Origin of the sequence: Streptomyces sp. NPDC001544, assembly GCF_042894285.1 — a bacterium.
Taxonomy (GTDB): domain Bacteria; phylum Actinomycetota; class Actinomycetes; order Streptomycetales; family Streptomycetaceae; genus Streptomyces.
In genome coordinates, this window is record NZ_JBIAVN010000011.1 from 171,266 (window position 1) to 192,835 (window position 21,570).

Genomic DNA, 21,570 nt, shown 5'->3' on the forward strand with positions numbered 1-21,570 from the left:
AGAGGATGACCGCTGTAACAAGTCGTGCACCATTGGAAGGGGTTCCCGTGCGGAGAACCGACACATCAGCACAGACATCACGATGGTCGGCACTGGCCGTGCTCTGCGCCGGACAGTTGATGGTCATCCTCGACGGGACCATCGTGAACGTGGCACTGCCGTCCATCCAGCGGGACCTTGGTTTCTCCTCGTCGAGCCTGGCCTGGGTGGTCAACGCCTATCTGGTCCCCTTCGGTGGCCTGCTACTGCTCTCCGGACGGCTCGGCGACCTCATCGGGCGTAAGCGTGTCTTCATCGCCGGCCTGAGCGTCTTCACGACCGCCTCGCTGCTGTGCGGCGTGTCCCAGGACCCGGCGATGCTGCTGGCCTCCCGGTTCGTCCAGGGCATCGGCGGCGCAGTGACATCTGCCGTCACTCTCGGCATGGTCGTGACCCTGTTCCCGCAGCCGAACGAACGGGCCAAGGCCATCGGCGTCTACAGCTTCGTCCAGTCCGCCGGCGGTTCGATGGGCCTCCTCGCCGGCGGCGCCCTGACGCAGACCATCAGCTGGCACTGGATTTTCTTCGTCAACGTCCCGATCGGCATCGTGGCCGCGCTGTCGGCCGGGCGCACGCTCGCCTTCGAACCCGGTGTCGGACTCGACAAGGGAACCGATGTCGTGGGCGCGCTCCTGGGCACATCCGCGCTGATGCTCGGCGTCTACGCGATCGTCGAGACCACCAACTACGGCTGGACTTCCAGACACACACTGGGCTTCGGCACCGCGGCACTCGCATTGCTCCTCGCATTCGTCGCCCGCCAGGCGAAGGCGCCCCACCCGCTCTTGCCGTTGCGTGTGTTCCGCTCACGCAACGTCTCGGGAGCGCTCGGAATCCAGGCCCTCATGGTGTCCGGGATGTTCAGCTTCCAATTCCTGTGCGTGCTCTACCTGCAGAAGGTGCTAGGTTTCGACGAGATGCACACCGGCCTCGGCATCTTCCCGGTCTCGGTCGCGATCGGTGCGCTGTCCCTCGGCCTCTCGCCCAAGCTGATCGCGCGCTTCGGCCCCCGTGCCGTACTCCTTCCAGGACTCGCGCTCATCACGGCAGGTCTCGCCGGACTCGGCCGCGTACCGGCAGGCGGGAGCTATGTCGTGGACGTCCTGCCCGCGTTGCTGCCGCTCGGCATCGGCTTCGGCCTCGCGATGCCGTCACTGGCCACGCTCGCAATGTCAGCGGCCACGCCCCAGGACTCAGGGACCGCCTCCGGCATGTTCAACACCATGCAGCAGATCGGCAGTGTCTTCGGTCTTGCGGCCCTCAGCACGCTCGCCACCTCGCACACGGACGCCCTCCTGGGCGACGGGGCAAGCACCACCTCGGCACTCACGAGTGGTTACCAGCTTGCCTTCCGCATCGGCTCGGGCATCGTCGCCGTCGCTCTCCTTCTCGCCGCCACCCTGCTGCGCTCCCTCTCCACGGCGCAACGTCCAGCGGCCGAAAAGCAGCCAGTCACCGAGATCGCCACGTATTCGGACTCGCCATCGGACTCACCACGACACTGTCTCGATCGTGGGGCGTCTACCTGCTCAGCCGGGCTTGGCTCGCGCTTCTCGGGCGGACGCCCCTGCGGCTGAACCGATTCCTCGAAGACGCCCACCGCAGTGGCGTGCTGCGTCAAACCGGCTCGGTCTACCAGTTCCGCCACGCCCGACTACATGACCGTCTGTCACAGACCTGACCACGATCTCTCGGCCCTGCGACCTCCTCATGTGGCAACCATCGGTGATTATCCGCATCCTGCAGCCCGTGACTTCATGTAGTTGCGACGGTTTGTGACTGCTGGAGAGAGACTTGTCCGCGTCTTTGGTTTCAGGTCGCCTGCCTGGCCAGTCTGTGCAGGGCCCGCACGGCAGGTGATCCGGGGTCGGCCGTGATCAGGACGACTTCCTGGTCATCCTCGGGCACGAGCAGGACGTCGCAGTTCAACCGCAGCGTGCCGACTTCCGGGTGGTCTAGGGTCTTGGTGCGGTGCCCAGGAGCATGGACCGGATGTGTCTGCCAGATCTGCCGGAACTCCTCGCTGCCGACGTGCAATTCGGCCAGCAGGGCGGTCACCTGCGGGTCGTGCGGGTAGCGGTCGGCGGCCCGGCGAAGCCGCGCCACCACGATGTGCCCGAACTCCTCGGCGCCGGAGCTCTCATACATCCGTCCCTGGCCCAGGAAGCGGCGCCGGGCCAGGTTCGTCGTCCCGCGCGCGAGGTCGCCGCCGAGCAGTGCCTGGGCCAGGGGGTTCCAGGCGACGACGCCGTACGCCGCGTCAGTGACGATGGCAGCGGTCTGGGGCAGCCGCTCCAGCATCCGGGCCACGTGCGGGCGTACCCGCCGCACCGCGTTGCTGCCGGGCGGCGGGTTCGATCCGGCCAGGCGGAAGAGGTGGCTGCGCTCGGCCGGCGTGAGCCGCAGGGCCTGGGCCAGCGCGTCCAGGATCCGGGGCGATGGCCGCGGTCCGCGGGCTTGCTCCAGTCGCGTGTAGTAGTCGACCGACATGTGGGCGAGTTCCGCGACCTCTTCGCGGCGCAGGCCCGGTGTACGGCGGGCGGTGCCCGTCGTCGTCAGGCCGACCTCGTGCGGACGCAGGCCCGCACGACGGTCCCGTAGAAAGCAGGCCATCTCCTGCCGCGCCATGCCACCTCCTGCCACTTGCCTGGTACAGGTTGTCCCTGGCAGGGCGCCCACGGCCAGGGGACCGTTGTTCCCATGAACGATCGCACAGCTTTGGTCACCGGTGCCAACAAGGGCATCGGCAAGCACATCGCCCGGCTGCTCGCGGCCGAGGGCCTCACCGTATACGTGGGCTCGCGCGACCCCGGGCGCGGACAGCGGGCCGTTGAGGAGATCGGTGCCGGCGCCCGGCTGCTGGTCCTCGACGTGACGGATCCCGACGGCATCGCACAAGCCGCAGCTCAGATGGAACACCTGGACGTGCTGGTCAACAACGCCGGCATCTCACCGTCACTCGCCCCGCCGGCCGACACCCTCATCGAGGAATACCGGCGCACCTACGAGACCAACGTATTCGGGGTGGTGGCGGTGACCAATGCCTTCCTGCCCGCCCTGCGACGGTCCCCGCGCCCCCGCATCGTCAACATCTCCAGTGGCACCGCGTCGCTGACCTGGAGCACTAACCCCAACCCCCAATTCACCCCAGGAAGCGGCAACGGTGCCGCCTACCGGTCGTCCAAGGCCGCCCTCAACGCCCTCACCGTCTTCTACGCCCAGACGCTGGCCGAGGACGGCTTCAAGGTCAACGCGCTCGCCCCCGGCATACGGGCCACCGAACTCAACCCCCGGGCCGCCGCTGCCGGCGGCGACCCGGCCGAGGCCGCTCACGGTGCCCTCCGCCTGGCCCTGCTGCCGGACGACGGCCCCACCGGTGGCTTCTTCTCCTGGGACGGAACGCCCGTGCCCTGGTGATTGGCGACCAGTCATGGGCGGCGCCGGGAACGGGTGTCCCAGCGGTGAGTCGTCCATGCCCGCCGGATCAGGCTACGCACGGTGGTGATCGTGTCGGCGAGGTCGAAGAAGGCGTCGATGACGGTGGCCCAGCGCTCGTAGCAGCGAGCGAGGCGGTGGAAGGCGTGCTGCCAGGCGTGGGTGCGCTCCACGTGCCGCCCTCGGCTTGCCTGGATCGACGCCTTCCCGCCTTTGTGCGCGCGATCCGGCCCGTGCGGGCCGCGTTCGTCGAGCGCTGTGGTCACGCTTGCATCCCTCAATGGTGCGCAGTTCGCCGCTTCGCTCGCCGACCGTCCGGGGCAGGACAGAACGCGCGTTGCAGGTTGTCGCCGCCTTGTCCGTCAAGGCGGCGACAACCTGCAGGTGCGACCAGGGGTCAGCGCGGGTTGAGCTTCCACAGGTGGTCGGCGGTGCCGTTGTCGTCCCATTGGAGGACTTGGGTGCCGCTGGCGGTGCTCATGTTCTGGACCCCCAGGAGCAGGTTGCTGTTGTAGTTGACGATCTTGTAGTAGCCGGTGCCGTCGGACACTACCCGCCACAAGTGGTCGGGGGTGCCGTTGTCACCCCAGATCAGCGCGGTGCCGCCGGCCGAGGTGCTCTGGTTGGTGATTCCCAGCAGCAGGCCACTGGCCTGATTGCGGATCTTGGACAGGCCCGAACCCGCGGACACCAGCGTCCAGGTCTGGGTAGCCGAGCCGCCCAAGGTGGCCTGGTCGACCAGCGTGCCTTGGCTGGTGGCCCCGTTCTGGGTGTCGAGCGCCAGACCGCTGTTCTTGTTGGTGATCTGGTAACTGCCGTCATGGGGGGAGCCACTGCCGCTCCCAGGCGTGATCACGATGTGGTAGCCGTAGGTGCTGTTCGCGGTCACCGGAACCGTGATGGAGCCATTGCTCACGGCGTAGTCGGACTCGGAGAGGGTGGTCGGCCCGGACACGGCTACCGTGCGTCCTGGAGAAGGTGTGTACTCGACCTTGACGTGGACGGTGGACCCGAAGGCCGACAGCGAGCCCAGTCCGGTGACGGTCACGGCCGAGCCGCCGGAGCTGCCGCCGAAGACGACGTCGATCTCGTTGCCTGCACTGTTGCGGGAGGCGGCTCCGTCGATTCCGGTCTGCGCGGGCGGGGTGGTCACGAGCATGCTGCCGCTCATGTCGGCGTACCACTTGTAGAGCCAGTAGGCGCCGTTGGGGCTGCCGCCCTGGCCGGTCAGCAGGTCGCCCAGCGCCCCGGACTGGTTCCAGAAGGCGAGTTCGGCGTCGTGGACGCCCAGGCGCTCGAACTTGGCGATGTAGCCCACCAGAGCACCAGGAACACCCACCTCGGCGGGGGCGGCGTACTCTTCGATCGCGATCGGCCGCGGACTGATGCCGTACTTCTGCTCCAGACCGGTCACCGTCGCCACGTCACCGGCGATCTTGGAGGACCTCGACAGCTCGTGCCAGGCGATGATGTCCGGCACCGTGTTGGTGGCGACCGCGTTCCTCAAGAAGTTGTCCATGTCGCTGATGTTGTCCGAGAAGCTCGGGCCCTGGATCGGCGTCGTGGTGTCCTTGGACCTGATCTCCCGGTAGGTCCTGGTCCAGAAGTCCTCGAACGTGCCGTTGGAGGACCGCCAGGTGCCATCGGACTCATTCCACGGCGCGTACGCGGCCAGGTTCGTGATGCCCGACGCCTTGGTCCGCGCGATCTGGTCGTCGACCACGCTCAGCCAGTTGCTCCAGCTGAACTGGTACGGCCAGCCCGCGTAGTAGTCCGACAACCGGTTGACCACCTTCGCTCCGGCTCTGGCCGCCTTCGGTGCCACCGTCAGGATGTCGCCGGTCGGCTGCTGATGACCGTCCTGCGGCTTTTGCACGAAGGTGTTCGGCTTGATCGCCTGCACCAGGTCGTCGGCCGGGGCCGTGGCGTTCGCCAGACCGTACAAACTGCCTGTCGCCACGTGCGTGACCGGGCGCAGGATCTGGTTGGTGTTGACCACGAGGGTGGTTGACGGAGGCGCGGCCGCCTGAGCGGAGGGCGCCCCGGCGAACATGGCTGAAGCCACGGCCAGTAACGCGGCTGCAAGTCTGGCAGCTCCGGTCAGCGGTCGGGCGGGTCGGTGATGCTCGTATCCACGCATGACGAAATGCCCTCCAAAGGGGTGGGGGTTGAGCATTGCGACAGCACAGAACACCGTCAGCAGGAGGCCGTCTGTCCTACGGCGCCACGCCGACCGGTGTGGGGCACGAACCGCTGCGTAACAGCGCAATGGTTTTCTCAGCGCACAACGTAGAAGCCTTGCGGTACAGGGTCAAGGGATCGCACAGAGTGCTTGCCTGCAAGTGCGAGGGCTGGCCCATCCTGGCGACGCGTACTTGCTTGGGAAGCCGTTTTCTCAACGTGGTCGCCCGAGGCGAGCGGATTCGAGCCGTCAGACAAGTCGTCTGCCGGCCCCGCGCCTTGACCAGGCCGGTGCCCGACAGGGCACGATCTCCCTCAGGTGGGTCGCGTGACGATGGAGATGCCCTATCAGCCGCTTAAGGGCAGGCTTCCGGTCTACTCCACCGCAGGCTGGCGGGAGACGCTGGCCACCGCATGCGCCCGCCAGGCCGGGCTTCTCCCAGAAAGGCGGCTGGAACGGCTCCTGTGCGCAGCCAGCGCTTCAGCTCCATCGCTGCGCGGCCGACGGGTGGGTGAGCTCGTCGACCGCGTCGATGATCAGGGAGCCGCCCTCGGTGAGCCGGGCGTGCAGCTCGGCAGGGTGCAAGCGCTGCCGCACGGTCTGCCTCCGCGTGGTGACCGCGGCGGTGTAGCGGGCCGTTTCAACGGGCGGGTTGGGGCGACGGGGCGGCCACGGACGGGGAGTCGACGCCCGGGGCGGGCGTCATGCGGTGGCGGGAGTGCTCGTGTCGGCGGCCGCCGTCTGCGCGCGGCTGGCTTCGCGTTCGGCGTGGCGATGATGGAGTTGGTCGAAGGCGGTGTGGTCGGTCAGGGCCGTGGTGATCAGGTCTCGCCGGTACTCCATGCCGGCGATGATTCCTGCGTGGTAGCGGCACTGGTCCTGGGCTTCGAAGCAGGTGGGGCAATCTTCCCAGGACACGTCGTACGGGGCGGTCTCCGGCCCCGGCTGCTCCGGGTCCGGCCGGTGGCCGGCGGGGGAGTAGGGGCTGGGGGTGAACAGGTCTTCCTGCCAGGTGGGCGGCAGTTCACGGAGGTGGCCGGCCAGGGCGGCCGCGATCGGCCGGTAGTGCTCGAACAGCGACGCCCATAGCCTGCGGGCCTCGGTGTCCGGGTCGAACCGCGGGGGCAGCTCATGGGCCTCATGGGCGTAGGAGCGTGCTGTATCGCGGAGCTCTTCCCAGTGGCTGGTGTCGATGTCGGCTTCCACGGCCGCGCCCAGGATCTGGGTGTCGTGGAGGAACTCCGGGGCTGAGAGCGGCGCGGCGATGGTTTCGGCTGCGGCGGGGTCGCGGCGGGCGAGCGTGCCCACGGCCTGATCGGTGAGGAAGGCCCAACGGCAAGCCCGTAGGTCCGCTCCGTATGCGCGTGCTGTCCGGATGTCGACCGAGAGCTGCTGACGAACGAGTCTCAGTCAGCGAGGTCTCTCGCTTCGTAGCTGGCCAGCCCCAGGGCAAGCAGGGGCGGCACCAGTGCGTTCAGATACCAGGCCATGTCCGTGAGGGCTGGTGCTCCGGAGAGGCTCCGCCGGTCGATCGTCGGGATGAAGGAACAGTGCGATCGGCCAGCATGAAAAAGCAGTTGGCCACCGGTTTCCGCAGTTGAGTGATAGATGCAGACACCGACGTCGTGGTCGACGTTGGCCGGTGAATCAACCAGGGTCAGGACCTCGGCTGCCTGGTCGGTCGAAGTCGACTGCCAGTCGAACAGGTCGTCGTTGTTGACTACGTAGGAGATACCAAGCGGTTCCTGCAGCGACCACCCCTCACCGGCCAGGGATCGCACCACGGCGCCCACGGTGACGGCACGTGCGAACACGAGATCGATGTCGGCGGTCCTGGACATTCGCGGCTCCTGCGGTGGGGTTGATCGATGCCGGAAGCGTTTCACGTGTTGCATCGTCATGGAGCGAGGAGCACCCGCTTCCTCAGGAGTGCGAAGCCGGCTCGGCCGAACCGTCTCGCTGCTCACGTCCACCGACACCACCGACACGAGCGAAGCCGTCATGCGGTGGTCGATGATCGCACTCATGAACCGCCGCCTGGCCGCACGAGCTCATCGGCCTGCTGCCCTGCCGGCAGGGTGTGAACCGTCCGGGCTTCGTCTCCACCAGCCAGCCCCGTTCCACCAGCCTCTTCAGCCGTGCTCTCGCACCCTCGACGTGTGAGGCGGAGGCGCTGTCCCAGCCGAGCACCACGGCCGCCCGCCGGGCGCCCAGCCCGTCGTCTCCGGCCTCCGCCGCGGCGGCCATCACCGCCTGGTAGTCGAGCGGCGGGTCTTCGACCCCGGCCGCGTTCTCCCGATGCGGCACCGCACGGCGCGGGCCTACCGGCTTCCTCCGCGATGGACCGCCGACCACCATGGCGGGTGCTTCCTCCTCCGCCAGTGCCTCCAGATACTGCTCGAGCCCGATCACCCGGCGTCTGAGGACCTCTTCTGCGTCAGCCAAGTCCGCCCGCACCTGCTCGAGTTCGACCTCGAGCTCCTCCACCCGCACCATCGCGGCCTTCCGCCGCGCTTCCAGAACCGCCCGCATCGACGGCATCCGACACCCCCACGGCAACTCGACCAACAACGACTCGAGTCTTCCGTGACAGCCGCAATCCCATGTCTGACCAGCGGAATCCGCACACGAGGTTCGAAAAGGGAACGACCTCTAGTAGGAGGTCATCTCATTTGGTGGCTACGTGCGGGGAATCCGCGACACGTCGAGCTATCTCGTGCAGGCGGCGCCAGTACTGAGGGTCGTCCGCTTCGCTGAGTACAGGTATGATCCGGCCCAGGTTGTGATGATCCGGCTCACGACCGCCCGCCTCGTCGGCGAGGAGATCGAACCACGCGGTCCCATCGAGACCGGAGCAGCCAGCCGCCTCGCTGACGACCTCAAGAACGAGTGATCATTTCTCAGCCGGGTGCGGCCAGCGGCGCGAGGAGGCTGTCGACGACGCGGCGGACCTTCGCGGCCGCCGTGTCGTCGCCCAGGCGCATCGCGGTGTTCGCGGCGGTGAGCACGGCGTCGATCTGGAACGCTGTGAGGTCGGCATCGAGGTCGGCACTCGTCCCCGCATCATCGACGGCGTGTCGCAGCTCTGCGGCGATGCGGTCGCGCCAGGCTCGTTGCTGGCCGGCCAACATGTCCCGCACCGGGCCCGGCCGGCTGTCGAACTCGGGCAGGTTTGCCGCCCAGAAGCAGCCGCCCGGGAACAGCGGCTGCTCGGCGTAGGCGAGCCAGTGCTCGACCAGGGCGCGCAGCCGCTCGGCACCCCGGGGCCGGGCCAGCGCGGGGCGGATCACGGCCTCCTCGAAGGCCTCGCGCGCCGCCTCGATGACGGCCAGTTGGAGCTTCTCCTTCGTGGCGAAGAGCGTCTGGACGCTGCTCTTGCCCACGTTCAGGTCCGTCGCGAGCCGACCGAAGCTGAGCCCGTCGAGCCCCTCCAACGACGCCGTGTCGACGGCGTGCCGCACGATCGTCCGTCGCGACCGCAGACCTCGAAGCAGGCGCCCGTCCTGCACATCCTCGCTCACCGTTCTCATTGTGCCACCCCCCTTGCGAAATACGTACGTACGACCGTACGTTTTCTGTGTGAACACCCATCAGATGTTCGAGCTCGCCCAGGCGCTGGCGCACGCCAAGAGCCGTCAGGACCTGCCTGCGGCGCTGCGGCTCCTGCACCAGGACGTACTGCTGGAGTCGCCACCCTTCGGCACCAAGGCCCGCGGCCTGCCCGCCAATGAGAGGGCGCTGGCACGCTTCTTCGCCTCCTTCCCCGACTACGAGGTGACCCTCGACGGGCACGCCGGCAACGACGACACCCTGGCCTGCTGGGGAACGGCACGCATGACCATGACCGGTGACCGGTTCGGCGTGACGCCCAACGGCAGGCGCGCCGAACTGCCGGTGTTCCTCCGGTTCACCTTCGCTGACGGCCTGATCGCCGGCGAACGGTTCTTCCTCGACCTCGCGGAGCTGTGCGCCCAGTCGGGCGTTTCCACCGACCAGGTCCGGCACACCCTGCTGGGAGGCAGCGCATGACCCCCGACCCCCGCACGAAGTCCTTCGGCGAGATCACCACGTGCCACCTGTTCGACCTCGTCATCGACCTGAGCCCCCGACTGGACTTCGGCACCGGCCCGCTCGGCCGCAGAACCCTCTTCGGCGACACGGGAGGTACCTTCCACGGACCGCGCCTGCACGGCGACGTGCTCCCCATCGGGGGCGACTGGGCACTGTTCCGTCCCGACGGGACGATGTCGCTGGACGTGCGCCTCACCCTGCGCACCCACGACGGCGCCCTGGTGTACATGACCTACGGCGGCCGCTGGGTCACCCCGCCCGAATTGCGGGCCGACATCGCCGATCCGGCCAAGAGGTACGACATCGACCCGGCCCGGTACTACTTCCGCACCAACCCGCTTTTCGAGACCGGATCGCAGGAGTACGCATGGCTGAACGACATCGTCTGCGTCGGAGCGGGTTACCTCATCGAAGGTGGGATCGCCTACAAGGTCGCCCAGGTCGAATGAGCGCCGAAGGCCGAAGGGCTGTCACGACGATCCGCTTCGGTTCGGTTGAGACGGGACAGCTGTCGCGCCTACGGACAGGGCGGCCGCGATCGGCCGGTAGTGCTCGAACAGTGACGCCCAGAGCCTGCGGGCGTCGGGGTCCGGGTCGAATCGCGGGGGCAGCTCATGGGCCTCATGGACGTAGGTGCGTGCCTTCTCGCGGAGCTCTTCCCAGTGGCTGGTGTCGATGTCGGCTTCCACGGCCGCGCCCAGGATCTGGGTGTCGGTGAGGAACTCCGGCGCCAAGGGGCTCTAACAAAACCTTTTGATCATGTGACTGTCGGCTTGTCTGCTAGTTGGTGTGGTCGTGGGGAAGAGACACTCGCGGCCGTGGAGGCCTGCCTGCGCCAGTCACCCGGCCATGGCCGCCACGACCAATGCAACAGCCGCACCGAACAGCAGCACCACAAGCGGCCATGCCGGCCGGCCGCGCCCGGTGCGCCTGCGCCACAGCACCAGCCACAGCGCACACGCCGCCGCGAACACGACCGTCATACCGCTCAGCTCGCCCCCCTGTCGGCGACGCGTGCATCGTGGCTCCAGCACGGGTAGTGATCCAGAGCCACTTTTCAGTCGTCGCCGACAGCGAAAGCTGTGTGCAGCGGCTGCCCGGTACGCACGGACTGCCTGGCCTCCTCTATCGCCGTATCGAGCACGGCATTTGGGGAGGCATGACCGAGCGAGAACGCCGCGCCCTGCTGCGCCGGCGGCCCACTGTGACGTCCTGGCGCAGTCTGCTCGAAGCGGCCCGTGCCGAACATATGTGCCGCGCTTGCCCGGCTGCCAATGGCTGAGAGAGCGAAGCATCCCGGAATCGTCACAAGGACGGTTCTGATCGAAGGGGATCCCTTGACGTGGGCCCGCGGGTACCCGACCGCGCGACTGCAGGATCACCCGCCGGCATCGAGCCTCTGTGCCGTGACGACTATCTTGGTCGTGCGCAGTTCCCGGGGCTGACTGGATTCGACCGGCGGCCCAGACATCACGTCAGTATGCGCCGGAGGCAGTGGGAAACAGGAGGCATGTCCGAACAAAGATCACCACACCTTCCCACGGCACACTCGGTGCGTCTGGGGGTTCTGCTGGCCATTGTCGGCGGGGGTCTCGATGCGTACACGTACGTCGGGCGGGGCGGCGTGTTCGCCAACGCGCAGACCGGTAACATCGTCCTGCTGGGCGTCGCCGCCGCGGGCCGCCAGTGGTCGGAGGCTCTACGTCATATTCCGCCGATCATCGCCTTCGTCCTGGGCGTGCTCGTCGCGGAGTCCCTCAAGCGGCCCCGGGTGGCCGCCAGAGTGAGGTGGCCGGCCCGAGCGGCCCTCGTTCTGGAGATCCTGGTCCTCTCCTGCGTGGGCCTGCTGCCGTCAGGCACCGCCGACACCGCCGCCACCGTGCTGGTGGCCTTCACCGCCTCTCTGCAGGTAGCCACGTTCCGCAAGCTGGTGGATACCGCCTACAGCACGGCCATGACGACCGGCAACCTCCGCACCGCCACGCAGAGCGCCTATCTGGCGGTCATCGAGCGCGACTGGGACGCCGCACGCCGGGCCCGCCGGTTCTCCGCCGTCATCTGCGGCTTCCTCGCCGGTGCGATCGCAGGTGGCCTCCTCACGCACTGGGAGGGTGTCCACGCGGTGTGGGCGCTCGCCGGCCTTCTCGCGCTGGGACTGGTGCTCTTCGTCCACGACGAACATGCCGCCGCACGGGCCCGCCGAGCCTCGGAGGCTGAAGCCTGAGCGCCTGCCGGTGTGCAGGGAGCCTGCGCCTCGTCCTCAGCGCCGGGATCCCGACCGTACCCTCCGTCGCCCTTGTTTCGAATCCCTGGGCATCGTTGGCCCAGGTCAGGATCGAGAGGAACTGGTCGGGCTGTAGGGCGTGTTCATTAGGCCCCGCCCCGCCGTCTCCCAGGACGCCACCCGCCCTGCTCGCAAGGGGCGTTGTCAGTGGTCCCCGCTAAGTTCGATGGTGTCCCGCCGGTCCGGCGATGGGCTTCCCTTGTGCTGCGAAGGAGATGGTGCGTTGTCCGACGTCGAGAGGTCGAGCACGGCGCGGGTGATCCCGCCGGCCCGGCCGCGCAAGCTGGCCAAGGTCCCGTTCGTGGAGCTGGCCGACGGACGCCTGCAGGGCGTCGTCTCCAGCGGTTCGGCGATCGAGCGGGTCTACGTCTCCTCGGTCGCCGCCGGGACGTACGCCTACGCGTGCAGCACCAACAACAACCGGCCCTGCGGCGGTGCCCGCGGCGGCTTCTGCAACCACATCGGCGCGCTGATCACCGAAGCGGTCCTGCAGTACGGCGCCGAGCGCGTCGCCCGCTATCTGCGCGTCGACCTCGCGGACGGTGAGCCCGGCGCGCAGCCGATCCGGCTCGCCATGAGCGCGACCCGCCCGGCACCTGCGGACGGCACGGCGGCTGCGTCGGTGTTCAGCCGGTTCCTGCGCCACCTCGCCTACCTGGAACTGGCGCACAGCACCGCGCCGTTGCCGGAGATGCAGTGGTTCCCGCCGACCAGGGCGGTGGCCTGATGCGGATCGACCTGCTGACCGAACCGGTCGACGGCCTCGACGAGACCCTGGCCGCCGTCGACGCCTTCGACCGGACCCTGCTCGGCGGCCTCCTGCGCCCGCAGCCCGCCCAGAGCGCGGGCCTGACCGCCCTCGCCGACGCGGTCGCCGCGAGCCCGCTCGCCGCCCGCGTCGCCGAGGCCGCCGAGAAGGCCGCGGCCGGCGCCGCGAGCGAGGACCACTTCCTCGCCCTGGCCGCCGCCCGCACCGCGCTGCTCGGCGCCGCGCACGACGCGCTCGCGGAGCGGGCCGACGAGGCCACCGGCCGCACCCGCACCGACACGCCCGCCCCGCCCGCCGCCGGCGAGCAGGCGCCGAACCTGCTTGCCGCCGCCCGCTCCTGGCTCTGCGACCTCGCCCGCACCGGCCGGCAGGGCCTCGACCACGACGTGGTGGCGGGCTCCGCCCAGGTGGTCTCCGCGATGCTGCCGCACCCCGCGCTGCGGCGCTTGGCGACCCTGCTGGACGGCTTCGCCGCCGAACTCGCCGCGTCCTGCCCGGGAGCCTCCCTGGAGCGGGTCCCAGTGCGCCGCTGGGCCGACCTGTGGGCGCGCGGCATGCTCCTGACCGTGCCCGGCGCCGCAGGCGCCCCCGCCACGGACACCGTCACCGGCCGGCTGCTGCCCCTCGGTGTCGACGTCCAGGAGCACGCCACCGCCGCCCAGGCGCAGGTCCACGCCGTCCTCGAACCCGCCGACGGCTCCGCGCCCCGGCTGGTCCGTGCGAGCGTGTCCGTGCCGAAGCCCGACACGGTCCTCGGCGCCGGCGTCTGGCAGCTGCTGCGCCCGCACCTGACGCTCCTGGCCGCCGCCGGCGAGGGCCGCTCCATGGACCTCACCGACATGCCGGTGACCGCCGAAGGCGACCTGATCTGGCAAGAGGAGCAGGCACGCGCGGGCGAGAGCGCCGACCCCTTCGCCACCGCCCGCGTCGCCCTGCCCACCGCGCTCGCCCCGTCCGCCGCACCCCTGGACCGGCACCCCGTCCGTCTGGCCCACCCGGTGTTCCTGGAGGGCTACGGCACCGAACAGGACAGCGACACGGTCACGTTCACCTTCGCCGGGCACCGGCTGGCCGTTGACACCGACCGCGTCCCCGCCGCCGGTCCGCTCACCCCGCAGGCCGTCGCCGCCTCCACCGCGTGCATCGGGCTGCTGCGCTGGGACGCCGGGCAGTACGTCCTGCAGCCGCTCGCGGTGGAGACCACCGTGCGCAAGAAGACCGTCGCGGTGCACGCCGGGGCCTGGGCCGGGGGCACCACCGACAAGGCCGGCGTCAAGGCGGAGAAGGCCGCCACCGACGCGGTGGCCGTGCTGCGCGAACGCGCGGGAAGGCTGCTGCGGACATGACCGACCACACGAACGCCGCCCCCTCCACCGGGCCGGCCGTGCCGCCGAGCGCCGACGAGAACCGCCGGCAGGTGCTGTACTGGCGGCTGCTCGCCCGCCTCTTCGACCCCGAGGAGCAGGGCGCCCTGGAGTCCGCCTCCCTCGCCGTCGTCGAGGACATCGGCTTGCCGCCAGCGCTGCTGGACCCGCAGGCCTCCGTCGACGCGCTCGTGCAGCGCCACCCGGAGCTGGCCGCCGAGTTCGAGGGCCTGATGGTGCCCGAACCCGACGAGGAGGGCCGCGACCGGGCCGCCGAGGTGCGGCGGGCCGCCCTGGCCTCCAAGGTGCTGCTCAACGTCTTCGCCTCCGCACCCGGCACCGTCACCGCCGGGCAGCTCGCCCGCTGGCAGGCCGACGCCGGCTGGCTGGAGCGCGCCCTCGGCTGCGCCCCGGGCGACCTGCGCGGCGGCCGCGCCGGGGGAGGGGGCACCGCCCCGGCGGGCGGCGGCAGGGGAGTGAGCCCGACCGGCACCGGAGCCGGCTTCCCCACCCCCGACCTCTCCACGCTGATCCCGGCGATCGGCCCCGAACTCGGCGCCATTGAGGCCGACCTGGTCCAGCGCATGCAGCTGCGGGAAGTCCTCGCCGACCCGCAGCTCGCCGCCCGGCTCACCCCCAGCATGTCGCTCATCGAGCAGCTGCTGCGCGACAAGAACAACCTTTCCGGTGTCGCCCTCGCCAACGCCAAGGCGCTCATCCGCCGCTTCGTCGACGAGGTCGCCGAGGTGCTGCGCACCCAGGTGGAGAAGGCCTCCGTGGGCGCCCTGGACCGGTCCGTCCCGCCCAAGCGGGTCTTCCGCAACCTCGACCTCGACCGCACCATCTGGAAGAACCTCACCAACTGGGACCCCGAGGAGGAGCGGCTCTACGTCGACCGCCTCTACTACCGGCACACCGCCCGCAAGACCACACCCCAGCGGCTGATCGTGGTCGTCGACCAATCCGGCTCCATGGTCGACTCGATGGTCAACTGCACCATCCTGGCGTCCATCTTCGCCGGACTGCCCAAGGTCGACGTCCATCTCGTCGCCTACGACACCCAGGCCCTCGACCTCACCCCGTGGGTGAGCGATCCCTTCGAGACCCTGCTGCGCACGCAACTCGGCGGCGGCACGGACGGCACGGTCGCCATGGCCCTGGCCCAGCCCAAGATCGCCGAACCGCGCAACACGGTCGTGGTGTGGATCTCCGACTTCTACGAATGGCGCTGCGAACCGCTGTTCGAGAGCATGGCGGCCATCCACCGCTCCGGCGCGAAGTTCATCCCCGTCGGCTCGGTGACCAGCGCCGGCCGCGGCAGCGTGAACCCGTGGTTCAAGGAGCGGTTCAAGGACCTCGGGACGCCGGTCATATCCGGCCACATCGCCAAGCTGGTGCACGAGCTGAAGTCGTTCCTGACCTGAGAGCGCCGGTTCGCCGCCCCGCCTTCTTCTTCGTTCGCTCCCTTCCTTTTCCTCCTTTTCCTCATCGAAAGGCATTGACGTGTCCGACCTGTTGCGCGCCCCCGCCGAGATCAAGTACGCCGAGGAGCTGGACTGGCTGGAGTCCGTCGACGACCACCCCAAGCCGTACTCATGGCGGCTGTCGCCGAAGATGATCCGGGTGTTCATCCTGGGCTCCGAGCGCGCCGACGGGCTCGACCGGGAGATCCCCCAGAAGTGGTTCGGCGACCGCAGCATCGTCGAACGGGCCATCGTCACCCTGGCCTCCGACCGCGGACTGCTGCTCATCGGCGACCCCGGCACCGGCAAGAGCTGGCTGGCCGAGCTGCTGGCCGCCGCCGTCTGCCGCAACTCCACGCTGGTGGTGCAGGGCACGGCCGGCACCACCGAGGACCACATCAAGTACTCGTGGAACGTGTCCATGGTCATCGCCAAGGGACAGTCACGGGAGTCGATGATCCCCTCGCCGATCATGACCGCGATGGAGGGCGGCGTCATCGGCCGCTTCGAGGAGCTGACCCGCGCCACCAGCGACGTGCAGGACGCGCTGATCTCCATCCTGTCCGAGAAGTACGTCTCGGTGCCCGAACTCGACAGCGACAACATCGTCTTCGCCAAGCCCGGCTTCACCGTCATCGCCACCGCCAACAGCCGCGACCGCGGCGTCAACGACCTGTCCTCCGCGCTCAAGCGCCGCTTCAACTTCGTCCGCATCCCCGTGGTGACGAACAAGAAGAGCGAGGCGGAGATCGTCCGCTTCCGCACTGAGGAACTGCTGCGCCGCCACCGGATAGAGCTGGACGTTCCGCCGACGCTGCTGGACGTGCTGCTGCAGAGCTTCGCCGACCTGCGCGCCTCCGCGGCGGCCGCCGCGAGCGATGACGAGAAGCTGGAGTCCGCGCTGTCCACCGCCGAGCAGATCGGCGTGCTGGAGGACGCCATCCTGCACAGCAACTTCTTCGGCGAACGCGCCCTGACGGCCCGCACCCTCGCCTCCTCCCTGGTCGGTTCGCTCGCCCGGCGCGAGCCCGAGGACCTGGCCATCCTCAACAAGTACCTGCACGGCGTCGTCGAGCCGCGCGGCAAGGAGGAGGGCGGCTCCTGGCCGGAGTTCTACGAGGGCGGCCGCGACGCGATCGCGACCCTGTCGTGAACGCCGTGACCGAGGGCACCTTCGCCGCGCTGCGCGGGCAGCTCCAGGAAGCAGCGGCGGCGCTGGCCGACGGGCCGGACGCCCTGGAGGGCATCCTGCTCGGCATCGTCGACGACGTCGACCGCGCGGTGCGCGAACCACTGGAGATCTTCCCGGTGTGCCACCACTCGCCCGCCTCCGCGCTCGCCATGGCGCGCCGGCTGCGCGAGAAGCAGCCGAAGGTGGTGTACCTGGAGCTGTGCGAGGACATGGCGCCGATCCTCACCGAGCTGCGCAACTGCCGGCTGCCCGTCGCGGTGCAGGCGTTCGCCACCGAGGTCGACGGCTTCCCTGCCGAGTGGACGCCGCTGTCGGTGGTCGCCCCGATCACCGAGGCGTCCGCCGAGTACCAGGCCATCGCCTACGCCCTGGACACCCCCGGCGTCGAGCTGGTCCTCGTCGACCGCTCCTCCGACCACGTCTTCCAGTGGCAGGAGAAGCCCGGCGACGCCGCGGAACCGGCCGATCCGGACGCACCGGCCGCCCAGGAAGAGGCCGCGCTGCACGGCGACGCCGTCGGCGTGGAGATCGGCGACCTGCGCCCCCGCTTCGCCGAACTGGAGGAGCACCTGCTGCGGCACGGGCACGTGCGGCACTGGTCGGAGTGGTGGCACCAGTACGTCGAACTGCCCCTCGGCGACGCGGACCACGACACCTACCGCCAGGTCATGCTGCTGATCGGCAGTCTCTTCCGCCGCCTGGCGCCCGGCGATCCGCACCGGGTCCGGATCGACGAGGACCGCGAGCGGTACATGTGGACGCGGATGCGCGCGCACCTCGCCGGGACGGGCACCGACCCCGCGGACGCGCTGTACGTCTGCGGCGCCTTCCACGCGGCCAGCCGGGTCGAGGAGTTCGGCGTCCACGGCGCCGGCACCTTCGAGATCACCCCGCCCAGCGCCACCAAGTGGCAGCACGGCCTGATCCCCTCCAGCCACGCGGCGATCGAGGTGCAGTTCGGCCTCGCCGCCGGTTCGGTGTCCATCGCGGCGAGCGAGTGGGCGAAGAACCTCAGACGCACCCGGGTCACGCCGTACCGGCTCGCCGGGCAGGCGGGCACCAGGACGTCGAAGAAAGCGGCCAAGGCCGTGCCCGCCGCCGTCCCCGCGCCCCCGCCCGACGCGTCCGACAAGCTGACCGGTTTCCTGCGGCGGCCCCCGGTCCTGGACCGGCTCGACGAAGCGGAACTGCTCGGCTGGTCGGTGGAGATCGTGCGCGCCGCCCGCCGCAACGGTTACCTCGCCTCCACCGCCGACGCCATCGCCGTCTTCGAGACGTCGATCCTGCTGGCCGGACTGCGCGAGCGGGCCAAGCCGACGCCGTACGACTTCCAGGACGCGGCGGTCACCTGCATCGAGAAGGACAGCGTGCCGGGCCGGCGGGACGTGCGCCGCCTGGTGGAGATCATGCTCGGCGGCGACCGGGTCGGCCAGGTCGGCTACGACGCGCTGCCCCCGCTCGCCCGGGACGTCCACGACCGGCTCGCCCCGCTGAACCTCAAGCTCCAGCAGCGCGGCGTCCAGCGGGCCCTGCTCGACATGGCCTCCCGGCAGGAGCTCGAGCAATGCTCCGACGTGCTGTGGATGCTGCGGCACCTCCTGCCGCACGGGGCGGCCCGTCCCATCATGGGCGAACGGCGGCTCGGCGAGCGCCCCATCCAGGAGTCCTGGGACCTGGCGCTCGGCACCCACCAGCGGGCCCTGATCGAGCTGGGCTACGAGGGCGTCAGCATCGAGCAGGTGCTCGAGCAGCGGCTGCGGCGCACCGCGTACGGCCCGCAGGCCACCACGGCGACCGTCCTCCAGGCCGTCGAAGATGCCACCCTCTACCTGCGCAGCCGCCGCCTCGCCGACGAACTGGGCCGGCGCTCGCTGGAGGTCCTCGCGACCGAGCGGAGCGTGGACGGCGCACCGGAGGTGCTGCGCCGGGTGCGCGGCCTGCTGGCGTACTACCGCACCAGCGAGCCGACGCTGCCCGCGTGGATCGAGTCGTTCGTCACGACCGGATACGCGCACTACTGCACGCTGCTGCCGACGGCGTTCGCCGACGACGACGCGAGCGTGCGCCAGGTGGCGGCCATGCTGGGCTTCCTGTTCAGCATGGAGGGCCTCGCCCTGTCCCTCGGCTGCGACCGCAACCAGCTGGAGTTGGCCGTCGCCCAGTCGCACCCGGAGGACCCCGCCAAGACGGCGCTGCTGTGGGCGGCGAGGACACAGCTGGGCCGGCTCACCCGCGCCGACCTGCGGGCGCGGTGCGCGGAACTGCTCGGCAACCCGCTGGTGGTGCCCGCCTACCCGCGCTATCTCAGCGGTTTCCTGCACGCGCTGGAGCCGGTGCCGGGCCTCGCCGACTTCGTCGTCGAGGCGGTCTCGCACGCCTTCGCGCAGCTGCCGGACCCGGTGCTGCTGCCCTGGCTGCCGACCCTCATCACCACGCTGCGCGGCAGCGGCGCCGATCTCGCGCCCCTGCTGATCCGCGAGGCCGGCCGCGTCTTCCCGGGCCGACTGGCGGACCTGGACGCGTGGACACCGCCGTGGCGGGCCGAGCCGGCTTCGGCAGACCCGCGCCCGGCCCGCGACCACGCCTCCGCGTCCCGCGGCCTGGCCCTGCTCGCCGCCCACCCGGCGACCTGCGACGCGGTGGCGGACCTGCTCGGCTGCGTAGGCACCTGGCAGTCCGCGGAGCCGGCCCTGGCCGGCGCGGCCCTGCTCGCCCGCCATCCGGACACCGCCGACGCCTTGGAGGCTCTGCTGGCCACGCCCTGACACCGGGCAGGCCGGGCTGCACGCGCCCCACCCTCCCCCCCGCCGGAGCCACCGCGACCCCGCCCGCGGTGGCTCCGGCAGGTCACCGGCGCCAGAACAGATGGTGCGTCACACCGCTCGGGCTGGGCACGACGTCGAGGTGGTACCGGTCGAGCAGTTCCTCGGGCGACTCCCACAACCAGGTGCCGGAGCCGGGTTTCATCGGCGAGACCGCCCGCCACGTGCAGGGTGTAGACGAGACCGGCCTCCAGGAACTCCCGGACGACGGTCGCACCGCCGCCGAGCCGCACGCCCTTGCCCTGCGCCGCCTCCCGCGCCAAGGCCACCGCGGTGACCGTCTTGCCCGAGGAGTCGACGAACGCGATCGCGTTTGCCGCACCGGGCGCCGGGCGCGGTGGCGGGGGAGCGCCGTACTCGGGGTAAATGCTGGAGGTGCCAGGTAGCCTGCACCGGATGAGGGACGCGGGCCTCCTGGCGCTGTCGGCGGTGGCGAGGGGAAGGACCAGTCGGTATGGCACGGACGCGTGCGGAGGCGAGCACCAGGCATCCCCGGCACGAACGCAGGGGCGAGGTACGGCTGCCCGCGGTCGTCGCGACGCTCACCGCGATCGCCCTGTACCTGTTCCTGCCGGAGCAGCTGCTCGTCGCCCCGCGCTACGTGCTGCCCGCCCTGGAGTGCCTGCTGCTCGTCCCGCTGGTCGCGATCAACCCCAGGCGCCTGACCCGGCAGACGAAGACGTTCCGGGTGCTGTCCCTCACCCTCGTGGGCATCATCGCCGTCAGCAATCTGGTGGCGTTGGTCATCCTGGTCCACGAGCTGGTCTACGCCGGGGTGAAGGACGGCCGGTCCTTGCTGGTGGCGGCGCTGCAGGTGTGGCTGACCAACATCATCGTCTTCGGCCTGGCCTACTGGGAGCTGGACCGCGGCGGCCCGGTCAGCCGCACCCAGCTGCCCCGCTCGGCGCTGCCGCTGGCGGACTTCCGCTTCTCCCAGGACGAGAACGACGACGCCATCCAGGAAGTGGCCGACGGCGCCAGCGGCACGTCGGACTGGGTCCCCACCCTCGTGGACTACCTCTACGTCTCCGTCACTAACTCCACGGCGTTCAGCCCGACCGACACGATGCCCCTGTCGACCCGCGCGAAGCTGTTGATGAGCATCCAGAGCGTCTCGGCCCTGTTCACCTCGCTCCTGGTGATCGCCCGGGCCGTCAGCATCCTGCACTGACCGCCCGGCCGGCGGGCGGCGAGGGCGCGGTGGTGCAGATCCTGTTCGAAGACCCAGTCCTGCGGCCGGGCAGCTTCGACGGGGTCAGCGTGAAGTACGGCCTTCCGTCGACGGGCCAGGTGACGCGGTGCGGCTGCTTGTCGACGGCGTACGCGTGGAAGTCCTGCGAGGCGTCGCCCGGCAGGGCGGTGGAGCCGCCGATCCTGTTCTCGTCGAAGTAGGTCGGCCCGTGCGCGGTTCCCTACACCGTGCGCGGCTGCGCGCCGACCACTTCGCAGATGTCGATCTCCCCTGCCCGGGCCGTTCGACTCCGTTGTCGCCGAGCATCCAGATCGCGGGCAGCAGCCCCGTGCCGGTGGGCAGCTTCACGCGGATCTCCGCCCGTCCGCGGCTGAGCGCGACCTTCCCCTCCGTGGTGAGCCGGGCGGAGGTCCACGGACACAACTCTTGTGTGTAGCAGGGCAGGTGCGCTCCGGCAGGGGCGCGCCGTGCCGTGATCAGGAGGTGTCCCGCGGCATCGAGGGCGGAATTGGCCGCGTCGTCCGTGTAGTACTGCAGCTCGTCGTTGCCCCACCCCTCGGCTTCCCGGTTGCCGGTCTCGGTGTTCCAGGACCCGGCCGACGGGCGGGTACCGGCCGCTCCCGTGAACTCGGCGCTCCAGAAGGGTTTCTCCGCGGCGGCAGGGGGCTGTGTGTCCGCGGCCGTGTCGCCTCCGCCCAGCCGTCCGCCGCGCCAGGACGAGTGCCAGGCGGCGGGGTCGGTTCATCGTGCTGCTCCT

At 70.1% G+C, this 21,570-nt stretch carries 20 protein-coding genes and 4 pseudogenes; 13 read left to right on the plus strand and 11 right to left on the minus strand.

Features of this window, described 5'->3' with window-relative positions; all coding sequences use genetic code 11:
• The first annotated feature begins 5 nt into the window (after positions 1-5).
• On the plus strand, positions 6-1,616 hold the full coding sequence (locus ACFY0F_RS26430) for an MFS transporter (protein WP_388799056.1): 1,611 nt from the start codon (positions 6-8) through the stop codon (positions 1,614-1,616).
• A 235-nt stretch (positions 1,617-1,851) separates the two neighbouring features.
• Here ACFY0F_RS26430 and ACFY0F_RS26435 read toward each other — a convergent pair whose 3' ends face one another.
• Entirely contained in the window at positions 1,852-2,667 is an 816-nt protein-coding gene (locus ACFY0F_RS26435; RefSeq protein WP_388799059.1) for a helix-turn-helix transcriptional regulator, read from the minus strand.
• A gap of 72 nt (positions 2,668-2,739) precedes the next feature.
• Here ACFY0F_RS26435 and ACFY0F_RS26440 point away from each other — a divergent pair, with 72 nt between their 5' ends.
• A complete protein-coding gene (locus ACFY0F_RS26440) occupies positions 2,740-3,456 on the plus strand; it encodes an SDR family oxidoreductase (RefSeq protein WP_388799062.1) in 717 nt (238 codons plus the stop codon).
• A gap of 11 nt (positions 3,457-3,467) precedes the next feature.
• Here the strand turns inward: ACFY0F_RS26440 and ACFY0F_RS26445 are convergent.
• The 5 genes and pseudogenes from ACFY0F_RS26445 to ACFY0F_RS26465 form a co-directional block, all read right to left on the minus strand.
• Positions 3,468-3,728 (minus strand): annotated as a pseudogene (locus ACFY0F_RS26445) (IS5/IS1182 family transposase); the annotation flags it as partial.
• A gap of 143 nt (positions 3,729-3,871) precedes the next feature.
• Positions 3,872-5,539 (minus strand): RICIN domain-containing protein, encoded by a 1,668-nt coding sequence (locus ACFY0F_RS26450; RefSeq protein ID WP_388799065.1) that lies wholly within the window; start codon positions 5,537-5,539, stop codon positions 3,872-3,874.
• A gap of 819 nt (positions 5,540-6,358) precedes the next feature.
• The gene (locus ACFY0F_RS26455; RefSeq protein ID WP_388799068.1) at positions 6,359-6,964 is read right to left on the minus strand and encodes a hypothetical protein; all 606 of its coding nucleotides are present in this window, start codon (positions 6,962-6,964) and stop codon (positions 6,359-6,361) included.
• Positions 6,965-7,062: 98 nt separating this feature from the next.
• Entirely contained in the window at positions 7,063-7,683 is a 621-nt protein-coding gene (locus ACFY0F_RS26460) for a hypothetical protein (protein ID WP_388799071.1), read from the minus strand.
• Positions 7,680-8,188, minus strand: a pseudogene (locus tag ACFY0F_RS26465) (hypothetical protein). Before ACFY0F_RS26465 ends, ACFY0F_RS26460 begins: the two are co-directional and overlap by 4 nt.
• A gap of 151 nt (positions 8,189-8,339) precedes the next feature.
• On the opposite strand from ACFY0F_RS26465, the gene ACFY0F_RS26470 reads away from it, so the two are divergent.
• On the plus strand, positions 8,340-8,549 hold the full coding sequence (locus ACFY0F_RS26470; RefSeq protein ID WP_388799074.1) for a hypothetical protein: 210 nt from the start codon (positions 8,340-8,342) through the stop codon (positions 8,547-8,549).
• Positions 8,550-8,556: 7 nt separating this feature from the next.
• On the opposite strand, the gene ACFY0F_RS26475 is transcribed toward ACFY0F_RS26470, so the two are convergent.
• The gene (locus tag ACFY0F_RS26475) at positions 8,557-9,186 is read right to left on the minus strand and encodes a TetR family transcriptional regulator C-terminal domain-containing protein (protein WP_388799077.1); all 630 of its coding nucleotides are present in this window, start codon (positions 9,184-9,186) and stop codon (positions 8,557-8,559) included.
• 49 nt (positions 9,187-9,235) lie between these two features.
• On the opposite strand from ACFY0F_RS26475, the gene ACFY0F_RS26480 reads away from it, so the two are divergent.
• Together ACFY0F_RS26480 and ACFY0F_RS26485 are read left to right on the plus strand one after the other, a co-directional pair.
• Positions 9,236-9,685: an ester cyclase gene (locus ACFY0F_RS26480; protein WP_388799080.1), complete on the plus strand. Its 450-nt coding sequence runs from the start codon at positions 9,236-9,238 to the stop codon at positions 9,683-9,685.
• Positions 9,682-10,176: a DUF3237 domain-containing protein gene (locus ACFY0F_RS26485; RefSeq protein WP_388799083.1), complete on the plus strand. Its 495-nt coding sequence runs from the start codon at positions 9,682-9,684 to the stop codon at positions 10,174-10,176. Before ACFY0F_RS26480 ends, ACFY0F_RS26485 begins: the two co-directional genes overlap by 4 nt.
• A 21-nt stretch (positions 10,177-10,197) precedes the next feature.
• On the opposite strand, the gene ACFY0F_RS26490 is transcribed toward ACFY0F_RS26485, so the two are convergent.
• Together ACFY0F_RS26490 and ACFY0F_RS26495 are read right to left on the minus strand one after the other, a co-directional pair.
• Positions 10,198-10,461, minus strand: coding sequence for a hypothetical protein (locus ACFY0F_RS26490; protein WP_388799086.1), 264 nt, complete (start codon positions 10,459-10,461; stop codon positions 10,198-10,200).
• 105 nt (positions 10,462-10,566) lie between these two features.
• On the minus strand, positions 10,567-10,710 hold the full coding sequence (locus ACFY0F_RS26495; protein ID WP_388799089.1) for a hypothetical protein: 144 nt from the start codon (positions 10,708-10,710) through the stop codon (positions 10,567-10,569).
• A gap of 99 nt (positions 10,711-10,809) precedes the next feature.
• Here ACFY0F_RS26495 and ACFY0F_RS26500 point away from each other — a divergent pair.
• The 7 genes and pseudogenes from ACFY0F_RS26500 (at position 10,810) to ACFY0F_RS26530 (ending at position 19,564) form a co-directional block, all read left to right on the plus strand.
• A pseudogene (locus ACFY0F_RS26500) lies at positions 10,810-11,009 on the plus strand (WhiB family transcriptional regulator).
• Between the two features lie 270 nt (positions 11,010-11,279).
• Positions 11,280-11,951 (plus strand): YoaK family protein, encoded by a 672-nt coding sequence (locus ACFY0F_RS26505; RefSeq protein WP_388799092.1) that lies wholly within the window; start codon positions 11,280-11,282, stop codon positions 11,949-11,951.
• A 283-nt stretch (positions 11,952-12,234) separates the two neighbouring features.
• Positions 12,235-12,738, plus strand: coding sequence for a hypothetical protein (locus tag ACFY0F_RS26510; protein WP_384214218.1), 504 nt, complete (start codon positions 12,235-12,237; stop codon positions 12,736-12,738).
• Positions 12,708-14,126: a hypothetical protein gene (locus ACFY0F_RS26515; protein ID WP_388799095.1), complete on the plus strand. Its 1,419-nt coding sequence runs from the start codon at positions 12,708-12,710 to the stop codon at positions 14,124-14,126. Before ACFY0F_RS26510 ends, ACFY0F_RS26515 begins: the two co-directional genes overlap by 31 nt.
• Positions 14,123-15,568, plus strand: coding sequence for a VWA domain-containing protein (locus tag ACFY0F_RS26520; protein ID WP_388799098.1), 1,446 nt, complete (start codon positions 14,123-14,125; stop codon positions 15,566-15,568). The genes ACFY0F_RS26515 and ACFY0F_RS26520 overlap by 4 nt, the downstream gene beginning before the upstream one ends.
• Before the next feature lie 79 nt (positions 15,569-15,647).
• A complete protein-coding gene (locus tag ACFY0F_RS26525; RefSeq protein ID WP_388799101.1) occupies positions 15,648-16,760 on the plus strand; it encodes an AAA family ATPase in 1,113 nt (370 codons plus the stop codon).
• Positions 16,757-19,564, plus strand: coding sequence for a hypothetical protein (locus ACFY0F_RS26530; protein ID WP_388799104.1), 2,808 nt, complete (start codon positions 16,757-16,759; stop codon positions 19,562-19,564). Before ACFY0F_RS26525 ends, ACFY0F_RS26530 begins: the two co-directional genes overlap by 4 nt.
• An 82-nt stretch (positions 19,565-19,646) precedes the next feature.
• On the opposite strand, the pseudogene ACFY0F_RS26535 reads toward ACFY0F_RS26530, so the two are convergent.
• A pseudogene (locus ACFY0F_RS26535) lies at positions 19,647-19,923 on the minus strand (deaminase); the annotation flags it as partial.
• A gap of 152 nt (positions 19,924-20,075) precedes the next feature.
• Between ACFY0F_RS26535 and ACFY0F_RS26540 the strand changes: the two are divergent.
• Complete coding sequence (locus ACFY0F_RS26540; protein WP_388799107.1) at positions 20,076-20,792, plus strand: hypothetical protein; 717 nt, start codon at positions 20,076-20,078, stop codon at positions 20,790-20,792.
• Here the strand turns inward: ACFY0F_RS26540 and ACFY0F_RS26545 are convergent.
• Positions 20,776-20,994, minus strand: a complete 219-nt coding sequence (locus ACFY0F_RS26545; protein WP_388799274.1) for a family 16 glycosylhydrolase — start codon at positions 20,992-20,994, stop codon at positions 20,776-20,778. The genes ACFY0F_RS26540 and ACFY0F_RS26545 overlap by 17 nt on opposite strands.
• Positions 20,995-21,570: the final 576 nt, after the last annotated feature.

Coding starts and splice junctions, on each gene's coding strand:
- ACFY0F_RS26430 (WP_388799056.1), top strand. CDS start 6: ATGACCGCTGTAACAAGTCGTGCACCATTGGAAGGGGTTCCCGTGCGG.
- ACFY0F_RS26435 (WP_388799059.1), bottom strand. CDS start 2,667: ATGGCGCGGCAGGAGATGGCCTGCTTTCTACGGGACCGTCGTGCGGGC.
- ACFY0F_RS26440 (WP_388799062.1), top strand. CDS start 2,740: ATGAACGATCGCACAGCTTTGGTCACCGGTGCCAACAAGGGCATCGGC.
- ACFY0F_RS26460 (WP_388799071.1), bottom strand. CDS start 7,683: ATGAGTGCGATCATCGACCACCGCATGACGGCTTCGCTCGTGTCGGTG.
- ACFY0F_RS26475 (WP_388799077.1), bottom strand. CDS start 9,186: ATGAGAACGGTGAGCGAGGATGTGCAGGACGGGCGCCTGCTTCGAGGT.
- ACFY0F_RS26485 (WP_388799083.1), top strand. CDS start 9,682: ATGACCCCCGACCCCCGCACGAAGTCCTTCGGCGAGATCACCACGTGC.
- ACFY0F_RS26495 (WP_388799089.1), bottom strand. CDS start 10,710: ATGACGGTCGTGTTCGCGGCGGCGTGTGCGCTGTGGCTGGTGCTGTGG.
- ACFY0F_RS26520 (WP_388799098.1), top strand. CDS start 14,123: ATGACCGACCACACGAACGCCGCCCCCTCCACCGGGCCGGCCGTGCCG.
- ACFY0F_RS26540 (WP_388799107.1), top strand. CDS start 20,076: ATGGCACGGACGCGTGCGGAGGCGAGCACCAGGCATCCCCGGCACGAA.